Consider the following 14,287-nt stretch of genomic DNA (forward strand, 5'->3'; position numbering starts at 1 on the left):
TTTCACCAAGATTCTGAAAATTTCGTTTGAATGCGAATTTTATCAATAGATTACGGTAAGAAACGTACCGGACTGGCAGTTACCGACCCATTGCAGATCATTGCCAATGGGTTGGCAACTGTTGCTACGTCTGAGCTCTTCGAGTTTTGCGAAGCCTATATCCAGAAGGAGCAGGTGGAGCGCATCGTCATCGGAAAGCCTACTCAGCCCAACGGGCAGCCCAGCGAGAACCTGGCGCGAGTGGAGAACTTCTACAATCGCTGGCGCAAGGCGCATCCCGAGGTGCCTATCGAGTATTACGATGAGCGATTCACCTCTGTTCTTGCCCATAGGGCGATGATAGACGGCGGCGTGAAGAAGAAGACGAGAAGAGAAAACAAGGGATTGGTAGATGAGATAAGCGCTACCATCATATTACAGGATTTTATGCAATCAAGAAGATGATTTTACCAATTTATATTTATGGTCAGCCTGTTTTGAGAAAAGTGGCTGAAGATATTACTCCAGATTACCCTGAACTCAAGGAGTTGATTAATAATATGTATGAAACCCTCGATTCCAGCAATGGCATCGGCCTGGCTGCGCCGCAGATTGGCTTGGCCATCCGCCTGGTGGTCATCGACCTGGACGTGCTCAGCGACGATCTTCCTGAGTACAAGGGATTCCGCCATGCGTTCATCAATCCGCATATCTTGGAGTATGATGAGGAGGCAGAGAAGGATTCTTCTGACGAGGGTTGTCTCTCCATCCCAGGCATCAACGAGAAGGTGGTTCGCCCTACACGCATCCACGTGAAGTATATGGACGAGCAGTTCCAGGAGCACGATGAATGGGTGTCTGGTTACCTGGCGCGCGTCATGCAGCATGAGTTCGACCACTTGGAGGGAACCATGTTCGTAGACCGTGTGTCTCCACTGCGTAAGAACATGATTGCCGGAAAGCTCAAGAACATCATCAAGGGCAAGTTCCGCTGCAGCTATCGTACTAAGATTCGTCGATGAAAAAGTTTATTTTCACTTTTGTGCTGATGCTGACCGCTTTGTCGGCATCGGCGCAATATAGAGTTGACCGGCTCGTCACTGCCGGCAGAAGTGCCTTGTATTACGAGGACTTCGTTCTTTCCATTAAGTATTTTAATCTAGCCATCGGTGCCAAGCCTTATCTCTATGAGCCTTGGTATTACCGCAGTGTTGCCAAGTTTAATCTCGATGATTACATGGGTGCTGAGAGCGATGCCTCTGAGGCGTTGAACCTCAATCCCTATATCAACGATATCTACGACTTGCGTGCCATCTGCCGTATCCGCCAGAACCGTTTCTCGGATGCCATCGCCGATTACGATGCTGCCATCCGTCTGGAACCGCGCAACCGCAACTACTGGTTCAACCGCGCACTCTGCCTCATGGAGGAGAAGCATTACGACCAGGCGCAGCTGCAGCTGGATACCATCATCACCAAATGGAAGGATTATTCCAACGCCTATTCCCTGAAGGCCGAGGTGTATCTGCATCAGAAGGATACTGTGCAGGCGGAGAAATGGCTCGACCAGAGCCTCAAGCTGAACCCTTTTGATGGAGATGCATGGACCACGCGTGCCTATATGGCACTTGCCCGAAAGGAGTGGAAGACGGCGGATGAGGCGCTCACCAAGTCGCTCCATTTCAAGCCGAACAACGTAAACAGTTACATCAACCGTGCTTTGGCTCGTATCAACATCAATAATCTACGAGGTGCGATGAGCGACTATGATGCTGCCATCGACCTTGATCCCAACAATTTTCTGGCCCACTACAACCGTGGCTTGATGCGTGTGCAGTTGGGCGATGACAACCGTGCCATCACCGATTTCGACTTCGTCATCAAGATGGAGCCGAAGAACTTCATGGCCATCTTCAACCGTGCCCTGCTGCACGACAAGACGGGTAACCTGAAGGCGGCTATCCGTGATTATTCTACGGTTATCGGGCAGTTTCCAAACTTCTGGACGGGTCTTTCCTATCGTGCCCGCTGCTATCGCCGCCTGGGTATGACGGCAAAGGCTGAGATGGATGAGTTCCGCATCTTCAAGGCGCAGATGAACAAGCACATCGGCATTCAGCCTCGCTGGAGTGCGAAGACCAAGAAGGAGATGCGCAAGCGTTCGGAGATAGACCCTGATAAGTTTGCTTCGCTCGTGGTGGATGATGAGCCGAAGTATGAGCACAATTACAAGAGTGAGTATCGTGGCAGGGTGCAGAACCGCCAGGTGGAAACCAGCTATCTGCCTATGTTCCAGCTCTCTTATTTCCCTAATACCCAGAATGTGAGTGGGGTACAGGCGTTCGATAAGGCAGTGGAGGATTTGAACCAGCAGCTTAGTACTCTTGCTTCAGGCCCTTCTGCATCAGGTTCCAAGGCTGCTGCTGCTAAGGGCAAGACTTCTGATAAGGTGTATATCGTATGCTCTAAGGAGCAGTTGGATGAGAATGGTTCCATGAAGATATTCTCTCTGATAGATAAGCTCTCGGCAGAGCTGAGTGTGGCAAAGGATATCGAGCAGAAGAAGCTGATTCTCATGCGTCGTGCCATCGCCCACAGTGTGCTTCGCGATTTCGAGGCAGCCATCAGCGATTTCACCTATTATATATCTCTGGATGATAAGAATGCGCTGGCTTACTGGCAGCGTGCCGTGTGCCAGGCAGAGATGGACGAGTTCAACAAGGCAGAGGGCAAGGGAGTGGTGAATATCCATTCTGCCGAGGCTGATTTTAGCGATGCCATCCGCCTGAACAGCAGCAATGCCTACATCTATTATAACAGAGGTAATCTGCATGCCGGCAGAAACGAGCTTTCCAAGGCGATAGATGATTATACCATCGCGCTGAAGATAGATAACCGTTTGGCTGAGGCTTATTATAATAGAGGTATCGCCCGTGCCAAGAGCGGCAACAGGCAGGCTGGCATCCAGGATCTCTCTAAGGCTGGAGAGCTGGGATTATATGATGCTTATTCTGTGATCAAGCGATTGAATAAGGCGAAATAATAATAAAAAAATCCCGCAGATTGATAGTCTGCGGGATTTTTTTTTATATTCTCGTCACCTGCTTTACGCCCTTTACGGCACTCAGTTTCTTGATCAGTGCATCCGTCTTGCCGGCATCATCAATCATCACGGTTACATTGCCCGAGAACAGGCCGTCCTTGGATGAAATGTTGATGCCTCTCATCACGAGCTTATCCTCTTTCGAGATGATGTTCGTGATGTTGCTCACGATGCCGATATCATCATTTCCGATGATTCTCAGGGTGATGGCATACTTCGATGTACCCTTGCCGCTCCATTTCGCCTTCACGATGCGATAACCGAAACGGCGGCGCAGTTCCTTGGCGTTAGGACAGTCGATGCGGTGAATCTTGATACCCTTGCTGATGGTCACGAATCCGAAGATAGGGTCGCCATAGATAGGGTGGCAGCAGTGGGAGAGCTCGAAGTCGATGCCCTTCAGATGCTCGTCAATCACCAGCACGTCGTCGCTCTGCTTCAGGAGTTCCTCGGTAGGATTCTCGAACTCAAAGTTCTCGGCACTCTCGGCAGGCTTGTTGGCGTTGCTCAGGTTGAGGTCGTGGTCGCGTTCTTCGATGTATTTCTCCACCACGGTGTTCACGTCGAGTTTCTCTTCTGCCACATCCTTGTAGAAATCAGAGTTCTCCTTGTATCCCATCTTCTTGATGATGCGCGCCATGGTGCTCTCGTCAATCTCTATCTTGCGGTTCTTGAATCGGCGTTCCAGCAGTTCCTTGGCATAGAGTCCGTCCTTCTTCTGCGTTTCCTTCAGGGCGAGGCGAATCTTAGCCTTTGCCTTCGAGGTCTGCACGATGTTGAGCCATTCTCTTCTAGGCTTCTGGTTGCTCTGGGTGAGGATTTCCACCTGGTCGCCCGAGTGCAGTTCCTGTCGGAAGGTCACCGCCTTGCCGTTGATCTTTCCGCCCACGCAGGTGTTGCCGATGCGCGAGTGGATGTAGTAGGCAAAGTCGAGCACCGTGGCGCCCTTAGGGAAGTTCAGCAGGTCGCCTTTAGGGGTGAACACGTATACCTCGTCTTCCTTCAGGTCGGTGGTAAACTGGTCCATCAGCTGCAGGTCGTCGTTGCTTTCCAGGGCAGCACGGATGTTGGCGAGCCATTCGTCTATGCCTCCTTCTCCCTGCTTGATGCCCTTGTATCGCCAGTGTGCAGCCAGACCGTGTTCGGCAATATCGTCCATTCTTTCGGTTCTGATTTGCACCTCTACCCATTTATTCTCAGGTCCCAGAACGGTGGTGTGCAGACTCTCGTATCCGTTGCTCTTAGGCACGCTGAGCCAGTCGCGCATACGCTTCGGGTTCGGCTGATACATATCTGTGATCAGGGCGAATGTCTGCCAGCACTGCATGTATTCCTTCTCTCTAGGTGCATCGATGATGATGCGGATGGCGAAAAGGTCGTACACGCCCTCGAAGGCGCATTTCTGCTTCTTCATCTTCTGCCAGATGGAGTGGATGCTCTTGGTGCGTCCCTTCATGTGATATTTCAGTCCGGCAGCATCGAGCTTTTCCTGGATAGGCTGGATGAATCGGGCGATATAGGCATCGCGCGACGCCTTGGTGGCATTCAGCTTCTCCTTGATCATGTAGTAGGCATCGTGCTCCAGATACTTCAGGCTCAGGTCTTCCAGCTCGCTCTTCAGCTTGTAGAGGCCCAGCTTGTGGGCGAGTGGGGCATAGAGGTAGCTGGCTTCCTCGCTCACCTCGTGCTTCGCCTCCTTCTGGTCGGTATCACGAATCTGTCGCATCACGTTCACGCGGTCGGCTATCATGATGAGAATCACGCGCATGTCTTCAGAGAAAGAGATGAGCAGGTTTCTGAAGTTCTCGCTCTCGATGATAGGGTTGCGCTTGTAGAGGTCGTGGATGCGGAGCAGTCCGCTGATGATGTGCGCCACGCTGTCGCCGTATTTCTGCTGGATGTCTTCGATGGTCTGATAGCCGTCGATAACGCTGGTCTGCATCAGGATGGCGATGATGCCGTCTCTTTTCAGACCGATTTCGTTCACAGCGATTTCTGCTGTCTGCAGGGCTGCGAGTATAGGGTTCATGCCGAAGACGTTGCGCTTAATCTGGTGGTTGATGAAGGCATGCTGTATGTCTTCACGCAGATGCTGCTCGTCGCCCGGCTTGAACGTGTCGCCCACGGCGGTTCTCAGGCGCTCCAGTATCTGGAGTGTCTGTTCCTTTTCTTCGGTTGTGAATTTAAAAGTTGTTTCATTCATTGTCGTTCCCTCCCGTTGATTATATTTTTATTGAGTTGTTATAACTCGTCTATCCATTTCTGCCCCGACTTTGTGTTGAGCCAGATTGCAAAGCTGCTGCTAATAATTAGACCCAGCGAAAAAATAAACATTAATCCATCCATCATTTCGATAGTTTTGGATTATAAATTGTCTATCCATTTTCTGCCAGATTTGGTGTAGCTCCAAATGGCTAAGCTCGTACCAATAACAGCTCCTATACACATTACTAAAGCAAATCCTTCCATAATAGTTTATGTTATATATTATAAACTGTCTATCCATTTCTGGCCAGACTTTGTATTGAGCCAAATGGCGAAGCAGGTTCCTATCAAGGCTCCTAGCCCCATAAATATAGTATATAGTTCCATATTATTTATCGTTATCGTTATACTTCATAACTCTGTTTGCACTATACGCAAATACAAAAGCTGCTATTGCTCCAAGAACAAGGCAGAGTATATTATTCACTCCCATCTCGTCACCGGTAATCATAGGAGATAATCCGCCTATACCGGTTCCGCTGATGAACAAGTTAGATACCCCATAGAGGTAATGTGATAGCCCCGACCTTCTGTCGTGCTCCTTTGATAATTTACTAACCATGTCGCAATATTCTATTTTAAATTTGTCAAACAATGGCGTTTCGGCGTTAAAAAACGCGTACTTCGTTAAATTTTCAATGCAAAGGTACAAAAAAAAGCGGAAATATTTCTGATTATCAGAAAAAACTATTATCTTTGTAGCACATATAGTGTAAATTTAACATAAATATGGTATTATGAATCAGCAAGATCTAAACCAAATCGCTGCCCGCGGCATCTCCGAGCAGCAGATTGAACACCAGTTGGAACAAATCAAGAATGGTTTCCCATTCCTCAAACTAGAGGGTGCGGCTGCCATCGGTAAGGGTATCATGGCTCCTACAGCACAGGAAGTGGAAGACTACGAGAAGGCGTGGAACGACTACAAGGCTGAGGGTCACAAGATTGTGAAGTTCGTACCTGCTTCAGGTGCGGCAAGCCGTATGTTCAAGAACATGTTTGCATTCCTCGATGCTCCATACGATGTTCCTACTACTGACTTCGAAAAACAATTCTTCGAGAATATCAAGAAGTTTGCTTTCCGCAAGGCGCTCTGCGACAAGTGTCATGTGAACAATGAGAAGGGCATTATGTGTCTCATCAAGAAGGGCGATTACAAGGCCATCGTGGCTAATCTCCTCAAGCCAGAGGGATTGAACTACGGTCAGTTGCCTAAGGGATTGCTCCAGTTCCACGAGTATGAGGACGAGGTTCGCACCCCAATGGAGGAGCACCTGGTTGAGGCTGCGCTCTATGCCAGCAGCAACGGCGAGACAAACGTTCACTTCACCGTTTCTCACGACCACCTGGAACTCTTCAAGCAGATGGTGGCTGAGAAGGCTGATAAGTATGCGCAGCGCTACGGCATCAAGTACAACATCTCTTTCTCAGAGCAGAAGCCTAGCACAGATACCATCGCTGCCAATCCGGATAATACTCCATTCCGCAACGAGGATGGCTCATTGCTGTTCCGTCCAGGCGGTCATGGCGCTCTCATCGAGAACCTCAACGAGATTGATGCTGATGTAGTATTCATCAAGAATATCGACAATGTGGTTCCTGATCGTCTGAAGGCAGAGACTGTTACCTGGAAGCAGGTGATTGCAGGTGTATTGGTTACTTTGCAGAAGCAGGCATTCGATTACTTGAAGGTGCTGGATTCCGGACAGTACAACCACGAGAAGCTGGAGGAGATTATCCGCTTCGTTCAGCGTGATCTCTGCTGCCGCAAGGCTGATATCAAGGAACTGGAGGATGCCGAACTGGTTATCTATCTGCGCAAGAAGCTCAACCGCCCTATGCGTGTATGCGGCGTGGTTAAGAACGTGGGCGAGCCTGGCGGTGGTCCATTCCTTACCTATAACCAGGATGGCACTGTAAGTCTTCAGATTCTGGAGAGCTCACAGATTGATAAGAACAACGAGGAGTACATGAAGATGTTTACCGAGGGTACTCACTTCAACCCGGTAGATCTCGTTTGCGCAACCAAGGATTACCAGGGTAATGCCTTCGATCTTCCTAAGTTCGTAGATCCATCCACCGGTTTCATCTCAAGTAAGAGCAAGAACGGTAAGGACTTGAAGGCCTTGGAGTTGCCAGGTCTCTGGAATGGTGCGATGAGCGACTGGAACACCGTATTCGTAGAGGTTCCTCTGGGCACATTCAACCCAGTGAAGACCGTTAACGATCTGCTCCGCGACCAGCATCAGGCCGTAGAGGGTGGCATCAAGCACGAGCATCACCACGACGGAGGTTGCTGCAAGCACTAGCCCACGGATTATTTTTTAGTCCCACGGATTATTTTTTTAGTCCCATGGATTATTTTTTTTTAGTCCCACGGATTTCACAGATTTACACAGATTTTTTTCTGGTTAGAGAATTATATCTGTGTAAATCTGTGAAATCTGTGGGACATTGACTTTAATCTCTGTGGGACATTGACTTTAATCTCTGTGGGACATTGACTTTAATCTCCGTGGGACATCGACTTTAATCTCCGTGGGGGGTACAAATACAATAAAGGCTCAATTCCCGATACTTCGAGGATTGAGCCTTCATCATTTTGAGATTAAGAGGTTGGTCATGAAATTAAGGAAAACTTATCTAACTGCGAGAATACGATTTCTGCAAGAGATAGATTTTGATGATTCCTTGATCTCGCTCTTCATTTCTTCTCAATGCATCAGATTTCTCCATTTTGTTAGTTTTTGGTTATATCTGACGCTTGTTACATCTGTTTTCTCTGGTTCCGATGGAATTCAATACTAATTGTACCAGATTTCTCCGCCTAAAACGTTTGGAAACTCTTCAGATGCTGTTCTTTCTACGGGAGCAGTAATCTCTACGAACTCACCGTACTTCTTAGCGTTGTTGATCTGCATAATTGTTGGTTTTGTTGATTGTGAATATTTGGATTGACTATATTGGTGATAGATAGCATGGACTCTCGCCCTTCATCGTATCATCATTTTTACTTTTCTACATCTTTATTTCTTAAATTTCTGATGCAAAGTTACGCAAAAAAATGATATAAAGCAAGTGAGTATAGAAAAATACTGTCTTTTTTAATTATTTTTAAATATAAAGTGAATAAAAAGTGTATAAATATAAAAAAAAGCACCTGCCCATCACGGGTAAGTGCTCTTATAAACCTTCGTTTCTATCCGCTGGTAGAAACTTACAAGGTTTTAAATATATTTATCATGTAATTTAAATCGTAATTTCACCTGCAAGCGATTGCTTGAGCATCTCTCTCACCTTGCAGTTGTCCTCATATCTGCCCTGCAGATACATCAGTTTCGTAACCATCGCCTCCACCGTAGAGTCGTAGCCGCTGATCACGTGGGCGGTCTTCAGCTGGAATCCCGCTCCGTAGCGTTCCATCTCCACGCAGCCCGTAAGACACTGGCTGATGTTCACGATGTTCACGCCGCGATGAGCTGCCTCGTCAAGCAGGCGCATAATCCATGGCGCATGAGGCGCATTGCCCGAACCGAAGGTACGCATCACGATGCCTCGCAAGTCGGGTGATTCCAACACGTGGCGCACGATGTTGTCCTGAATGCCCGGAAAGAGACTGAACACAATCACGTTCGGGTCGAGCTTCAGATGGGGAACCATCGGCTTGTCGTAGTCTGGCGTGAGGATATGGTGCCTGTGATACTGGAAGTTGATGCCCACATCGCAGAGGTGCGGATGGTTGAACGATTCGAAGGCATGAAATCCCTCGGCATTGATCTTGATGGCACGGTTGCCGCGAATCAGTTTGCCGTTGAAGAAGATGCATACCTCCGGCACCATCGGATGTCCCTCCTCATCCTTTGCCGAAGCAATCTCAATGGCAGTCATCAGGTTCTCCTTGCCGTCGGTGCGCAGTTCGCCGATAGGCAGCTGGCTTCCGGTCAGAATCACCGGCTTGGTCAGATTCTCTAGCATGAAGCTCAGGGCTGATGAAGTGTAAGCCATCGTATCCGTGCCGTGCAGGATAACGAAGCCGTCGTAGTCATCATAGTTCTTGGCGATGATGCTTACGATTTCCGCCCATCTCATCGGGTCCATGTCGCTGGAGTCGATAGGAGGGTCAAACTTTCTCACGTCGATTTCCGCCTGAATCAGTTTGAATTCTGGCATGGAAGAGACGAGGTGGTTGAAGTCGAGAGGCTCCAGTACGCCTGTCACGGGATCCTTTCCCATGCCGATGGTACCTCCTGTATAGATGATGAGAATCTTGGGTGTTGCCATTTTATTTATCAATATTTACTTTTTGTCACTTAATCGAGTGCAAATATACAGAAAATATTCGATATGACCAAGTGTTTCCCCGAAAAATATGCCATGTTTTAACATTTTGTTATCATTCGATAGCAAATCCTGCCGGTTCCTTCCAATCCTGCGTTTTTCCAGAAATCCTATATATATAATAAGGTGTAACCACAAAAGTGTCGCCATTTAGTGGAGATTTGAAAATAAATGCATTTTTTATGCAAAAATATTCGCTCGTTACAAAAAGAAATAGTACTTTTGCACACGATTTAATAAAAATACTAAGTTGTTATGGTAAAAATCACATTCCCAGACGGATCTGTTCGTGAGTATGAGCAGGGCGTAACTGGCTTACAAATCGCCGAGAGCATCTCACCGGCTCTCGCTCGCAACGTTGTATCTTGCGGTGTTAATGGTGAGACAGTAGAGTTGAACCGTCCTATCAATGAGGATGCTAACGTAGAACTCTACAAGTTTGAGGATGAGCAGGGTAAGCACACATTCTGGCATACATCTGCCCACTTGTTGGCTGAGGCTCTGCAGGAGCTTTACCCAGGCATCCAGTTCGGCTTCGGTCCAGCCGTAGAGAGCGGTTTCTTCTACGACGTGATGCCAGCCGAGGGTCAGGTGATTTCAGAGAATGATTTCGCCAAGATTGAGGCTAAGATGATGGAACTTGCCAAGAAGAACGAACCAGTGGTTCGCAAGGAGGTGGCTAAGGCTGATGCACTCGCTGAGTTCAAGGCCGATGGCCAGACCTACAAGTGCGAGCACATTGAGCAGGACTTGGAGGATGGCACCATCACCACATATACCCAGGGCAACTTCACCGACCTTTGCCGTGGTCCTCACTTGATGAACACTGGCCTTATCAAGGCTGTGAAGATTACAAGTGTGGCTGGTGCATTCTGGCGTGGCGATGCCAAGCGCGAGCAGATGACCCGTATCTACGGTATCAGCTTCCCTAAGAAGAAGATGCTCGATGAGTACCTGGTTATCCTCGAAGAGGCTAAGAAGCGCGACCATCGTAAGATTGGTAAGGAAATGGAACTCTTCATGTTCTCTGAGCGTGTAGGTAAGGGTCTTCCTATCTGGTTGCCAAAGGGTACACAGCTCCGCCTCCGCTTGCAGGAGTTGCTCCGTTCGCTCCTGAAGCCTTATAACTATCAGGAGGTTATCTGTCCTGGTATCGGCGGCAAGAGCCTCTATGTAACATCTGGCCACTATGCTCACTATGGCAAGGATGCATTCCAGCCTATCCAGACTCCAGAGGAGGATGAGGAGTATATGCTCAAGCCAATGAACTGTCCTCACCACTGCGAGGTCTACGCTCGTAAGCCTCGTTCTTACAAGGATCTTCCTTTGCGTATCGCCGAGTTCGGTACCGTATTCCGCTATGAGAAGAGCGGTGAGCTCCACGGCTTGACTCGTGTTCGTACATTTACTCAGGATGATGCCCACATCTTCGTTCGTTCAGATCAGGTGAAGTCTGAGTTCGAGAACGTAATCGACGTGATTCTGAAGGTATTCAAGATCTTCGGTTTCGAGAACTACGAGGCACAGATTTCTCTCCGCGACCCTAAGGATACAGAGAAGTATATCGGTTCTGATGAGATTTGGGAAGAGAGTGAGAACGCTATCCGCGAGGCTTGCAAGGAGAAGGGTCTTGAGACTCGTGAGGAGATTGGCGAGGCTGCCTTCTATGGTCCTAAGCTCGACTTCATGGTAAAGGATGCCATCGGTCGTCGCTGGCAGTTGGGTACCATCCAGGTGGATTACAACTTGCCTGAGCGCTTCAAGCTGGAGTATACCGCTGAGGATAATTCAAAGAAGACTCCTGTGATGATTCACCGTGCACCATTCGGTTCACTGGAGCGTTTCACAGCCGTTCTCATCGAGCACACCGCCGGTCACTTCCCATTGTGGTTGACTCCAGACCAGGTAGCTATTCTTCCTATCTCAGAGAAGTTCAACGACTATGCCCAGAAGGTACGTCAGTATCTTGACAAGCAGGGTGTTCGTGCTTTGGTTGATGATCGTAACGAGAAGATCGGTCGCAAGATTCGTGACAACGAGTTGAAGCGTGTGCCTTACATGGTCATCGTAGGTGAGAAGGAGAGTGCCGAGGGCCTCGTTTCCATGCGTAAGCAGGGTGGTGGCGAGCAGGCTACCATGAGCATGGAAGAGTTTGCTCAGCGCATCAACGCCGAGGTTGCAGAGCAGCTGAAGGCAGCTGAGGAGTAATCCTTCTTTCATAGGATATTTTTTATTTGAATCTCCCGCAGAATTCATTTTTTCTGTGGGAGATTCTATTTTTCATCGGATTTCTTCTTTGGATTTTTTCATTGGATTTCTTCATCGGATTACGCGGAGTTATCGGAACATTCTTGCTCAACGGATTACGCACGGAATTTAAACGGATTTCGACCTTCGGTCGATGGCATTCTGGCGATAATGGGTGTGAGGAAGGGTTGAGGAAGGGTGTGAGGATGAGGTGTGAGGATGAGGTTTGCTATTTGTGTTATATGAATTTAAATATTATAGGTATGGAATTGTTATATAAGGAATTGACGGATAAGATTCTGGCTGCAGCTTATCAGGTGCATCGGGAATTGGGGTGTGGCTTTCTTGAAAAGGTTTACCAGGAGGCTCTGGCTGTGGTTCTATCAGAAATGGGAATACCTTTTGAACGAGAGAAACCATTGGATATCGTGTATCATGGGAAAACGTTGGCCTGTAAATATGTGGCAGACTTCGTGATAGATAATAAGGTGATATTGGAGTTGAAAGCAGTGACAGATTTGGATACCAGTTGTGAATCTCAAGTCATCAACTATTTAAAAGTAACAGGCTATAAAGTTGGTTTCCTGATGAATTTCGGCAATCCATCATTCCATTTCAGGCGTTTAGTGCGCTATTAGTAATATTGTCCTCCTTTATGGCGTTAGCCTCCATCGACCGTAGGTCGAAGTCCGTTTAAATTCCGTGCGTAATCCGTTGAACAAGAATGTTCCGATAACTCCGCGTATTCCGATGAATAACATCATGAATAACATCTGAATAAAACCATGAATAAATAAAAATAAGCCTAAAAATGAAAATAACCCGCTGAAAATTTGGTGGTTTCATGGAAAATTCGTAACTTTGCAGCCGTTTAATCAAAAAGACAAAAGAATATATCGAATAGTTAATGAAAAATGACAAAATGAAAAATCAGTACCGCGTAAACGAACAGATACGCGTACGTGAAGTGAGAGTTGTAAGTGAAGGCGGAGCAGAAGTGATGCCTACACGTAAAGCGTTGGACTTGGCACGTCAGCAAGAGCTTGACCTGGTCGAGATATCCCCTAATGCCCAGCCACCAGTTTGCCGTATAGTTGACTATTCTAAGTTCCTTTACCAGCAGAAGAAGCATGCTAAGGAAATGAAGCAGAAGCAGGTGAAGGTGGAGACCAAAGAAATCCGTTTCGGACCTCAGACCGATGAGCACGACTACCAGTTCAAGCTCAAGCACGCCAAGGAGTTCCTCAGCGAGGGCAACAAGGTTCGTGCATACGTGTTCTTCCGCGGTCGTTCTATCCTCTTCAAGGAGCAGGGTGAAGTTCTCCTCCTCCGTTTCGCCAATGATTTGGAAGAATACGGAAAGGTAGAGCAGATGCCACGCCTCGAGGGTAAGAAGATGTTCCTCTACATGAGTCCAAAGAAGGCTGGCACAGCCAAGAAGAGCCAGCAGAAGATGGACCGTGAGAAGCGAGAGGCTGAAGCCAAGGCCGCTGCTGATGCAGAGCGCGAGGCTAATGCCGAGAAGAATGGCTTGCTCGCCAATGCCAAAGGCGGCGATGCCCTGAAGAAACTCGCAGAGGGAGCAGAGGATTAAGAAAGAAAAAAGATGCGTAACGCCCTGGTATATGCGTTGCCATCGCTATAATAAATAACAATTTAAATTAAAAGTAAAAATGCCAAAAGTAAAGACTAATTCCGGCGCAAAGAAGAGATTCCGTTTCACCGGTACAGGTAAGATTAAGCGTCATCACGCTTTTCACAGTCACATCTTGACTAAGAAGACAAAGAAGCAGAAGAGAAATCTCCTCGGCGAGACTCTCGTAGACCGTTCAAACTTGAAGCAGGTTCGCGACTTGCTCTGCCTCCGTTAATTATTAACTTTTTAGTCGAACTTTTAAAGAAAAAAAATTATGCCAAGATCAGTAAATCACGTTGCATCTAAAGCAAAGAGAACAAAAATCTTGAAGCTCACTAAGGGTTACTATGGAGCTCGCAAGAATGTATGGACAGTAGCTAAGAACACTTGGGAGAAGGGTCTTACCTACGCTTATCGCGATCGTCGTAACAAGAAGCGCACATTCCGCGCATTGTGGATCCAGCGTATCAACGCTGCTGCTCGCCTCGATGGTATGAGCTACAGCCAGTTGATGGGTGCTCTTCACAAGGCAGGTATCGAGATCAACCGCAAGGTTCTCGCTGACCTCGCTGTTAACAACCCAGAGGCTTTCAAGGCTATCGTTGCTAAGGTGAAGTAAATCCGACGCCAGACTCTTTTCTTCCGGAATTTTCCCGATAGGAGAGTGTTTGGCCTCTAGATTAAAGAAAACTGAAGATTGCATTGGTTGGAAGTATTTC

The 14,287-nt window shown here is 47.8% G+C and carries 12 protein-coding genes; 9 read left to right on the plus strand and 3 right to left on the minus strand.

Annotated features, from left to right (window positions below; translation table 11 throughout):
* The first annotated feature begins 30 nt into the window (after positions 1-30).
* The 3 genes from ruvX to V8Z93_RS08075 are packed head-to-tail and all read left to right on the plus strand — an operon-like array spanning position 31 to position 3,022.
* Positions 31-444: a Holliday junction resolvase RuvX gene (gene ruvX / locus V8Z93_RS08065; RefSeq protein WP_203038623.1), complete on the plus strand. Its 414-nt coding sequence runs from the start codon at positions 31-33 to the stop codon at positions 442-444.
* The gene (gene def / locus V8Z93_RS08070) at positions 441-1,001 is read left to right on the plus strand and encodes a peptide deformylase (protein WP_089544566.1); all 561 of its coding nucleotides are present in this window, start codon (positions 441-443) and stop codon (positions 999-1,001) included. Before ruvX ends, def begins: the two co-directional genes overlap by 4 nt.
* Entirely contained in the window at positions 998-3,022 is a 2,025-nt protein-coding gene (locus V8Z93_RS08075; RefSeq protein ID WP_203051313.1) for a tetratricopeptide repeat protein, read from the plus strand. The genes def and V8Z93_RS08075 overlap by 4 nt, the downstream gene beginning before the upstream one ends.
* Positions 3,023-3,065: 43 nt before the next feature.
* On the opposite strand, the gene V8Z93_RS08080 is transcribed toward V8Z93_RS08075, so the two are convergent.
* Together V8Z93_RS08080 and V8Z93_RS08085 are read right to left on the minus strand one after the other, a co-directional pair.
* Positions 3,066-5,285, minus strand: a complete 2,220-nt coding sequence (locus V8Z93_RS08080; protein ID WP_439431221.1) for a RelA/SpoT family protein — start codon at positions 5,283-5,285, stop codon at positions 3,066-3,068.
* Positions 5,286-5,675: 390 nt separating this feature from the next.
* On the minus strand, positions 5,676-5,909 hold the full coding sequence (locus V8Z93_RS08085) for a hypothetical protein (RefSeq protein ID WP_439431222.1): 234 nt from the start codon (positions 5,907-5,909) through the stop codon (positions 5,676-5,678).
* A 175-nt stretch (positions 5,910-6,084) separates the two neighbouring features.
* On the opposite strand from V8Z93_RS08085, the gene V8Z93_RS08090 reads away from it, so the two are divergent.
* A complete protein-coding gene (locus tag V8Z93_RS08090; RefSeq protein ID WP_439431223.1) occupies positions 6,085-7,656 on the plus strand; it encodes a DUF4301 family protein in 1,572 nt (523 codons plus the stop codon).
* Positions 7,657-8,596: 940 nt separating this feature from the next.
* On the opposite strand, the gene V8Z93_RS08095 is transcribed toward V8Z93_RS08090, so the two are convergent.
* Positions 8,597-9,628 carry an asparaginase gene (locus tag V8Z93_RS08095; protein ID WP_203038632.1) on the minus strand — a complete coding sequence of 344 codons (1,032 nt, stop codon included), beginning with the start codon at positions 9,626-9,628 and terminating at the stop codon, positions 8,597-8,599.
* 312 nt (positions 9,629-9,940) lie between these two features.
* On the opposite strand from V8Z93_RS08095, the gene thrS reads away from it, so the two are divergent.
* The 5 genes from thrS (at position 9,941) to rplT (ending at position 14,187) form a co-directional block, all read left to right on the plus strand.
* Positions 9,941-11,893, plus strand: a complete 1,953-nt coding sequence (gene thrS, locus V8Z93_RS08100) for a threonine--tRNA ligase (protein WP_118079081.1) — start codon at positions 9,941-9,943, stop codon at positions 11,891-11,893.
* Between the two features lie 302 nt (positions 11,894-12,195).
* Positions 12,196-12,570: a GxxExxY protein gene (locus V8Z93_RS08105; RefSeq protein ID WP_297028061.1), complete on the plus strand. Its 375-nt coding sequence runs from the start codon at positions 12,196-12,198 to the stop codon at positions 12,568-12,570.
* Between the two features lie 269 nt (positions 12,571-12,839).
* Positions 12,840-13,526, plus strand: coding sequence for a translation initiation factor IF-3 (infC, locus tag V8Z93_RS08110; protein ID WP_203038636.1), 687 nt, complete (start codon positions 12,840-12,842; stop codon positions 13,524-13,526).
* A gap of 79 nt (positions 13,527-13,605) precedes the next feature.
* Complete coding sequence (gene rpmI, locus V8Z93_RS08115) at positions 13,606-13,803, plus strand: 50S ribosomal protein L35 (RefSeq protein ID WP_006846865.1); 198 nt, start codon at positions 13,606-13,608, stop codon at positions 13,801-13,803.
* A gap of 39 nt (positions 13,804-13,842) precedes the next feature.
* Positions 13,843-14,187, plus strand: coding sequence for a 50S ribosomal protein L20 (gene rplT, locus V8Z93_RS08120; RefSeq protein ID WP_089544559.1), 345 nt, complete (start codon positions 13,843-13,845; stop codon positions 14,185-14,187).
* Positions 14,188-14,287: the final 100 nt, after the last annotated feature.

The sequence above is a fragment of the Segatella copri genome (genome assembly GCF_051861805.1).
Taxonomy (GTDB): domain Bacteria; phylum Bacteroidota; class Bacteroidia; order Bacteroidales; family Bacteroidaceae; genus Prevotella; species Prevotella copri_M.

Excerpts from the sequence above, each read along its gene's own strand:
- ruvX (WP_203038623.1), top strand. The coding sequence starts at position 31 with ATGCGAATTTTATCAATAGATTACGGTAAGAAACGTACCGGACTGGCA.
- def (WP_089544566.1), top strand. The coding sequence starts at position 441 with ATGATTTTACCAATTTATATTTATGGTCAGCCTGTTTTGAGAAAAGTG.
- V8Z93_RS08075 (WP_203051313.1), top strand. The coding sequence starts at position 998 with ATGAAAAAGTTTATTTTCACTTTTGTGCTGATGCTGACCGCTTTGTCG.
- V8Z93_RS08080 (WP_439431221.1), bottom strand. The coding sequence starts at position 5,285 with ATGAATGAAACAACTTTTAAATTCACAACCGAAGAAAAGGAACAGACA.
- V8Z93_RS08085 (WP_439431222.1), bottom strand. The coding sequence starts at position 5,909 with ATGGTTAGTAAATTATCAAAGGAGCACGACAGAAGGTCGGGGCTATCA.
- V8Z93_RS08090 (WP_439431223.1), top strand. The coding sequence starts at position 6,085 with ATGAATCAGCAAGATCTAAACCAAATCGCTGCCCGCGGCATCTCCGAG.
- V8Z93_RS08095 (WP_203038632.1), bottom strand. The coding sequence starts at position 9,628 with ATGGCAACACCCAAGATTCTCATCATCTATACAGGAGGTACCATCGGC.
- thrS (WP_118079081.1), top strand. The coding sequence starts at position 9,941 with ATGGTAAAAATCACATTCCCAGACGGATCTGTTCGTGAGTATGAGCAG.
- V8Z93_RS08105 (WP_297028061.1), top strand. The coding sequence starts at position 12,196 with ATGGAATTGTTATATAAGGAATTGACGGATAAGATTCTGGCTGCAGCT.
- infC (WP_203038636.1), top strand. The coding sequence starts at position 12,840 with ATGAAAAATGACAAAATGAAAAATCAGTACCGCGTAAACGAACAGATA.
- rpmI (WP_006846865.1), top strand. The coding sequence starts at position 13,606 with ATGCCAAAAGTAAAGACTAATTCCGGCGCAAAGAAGAGATTCCGTTTC.
- rplT (WP_089544559.1), top strand. The coding sequence starts at position 13,843 with ATGCCAAGATCAGTAAATCACGTTGCATCTAAAGCAAAGAGAACAAAA.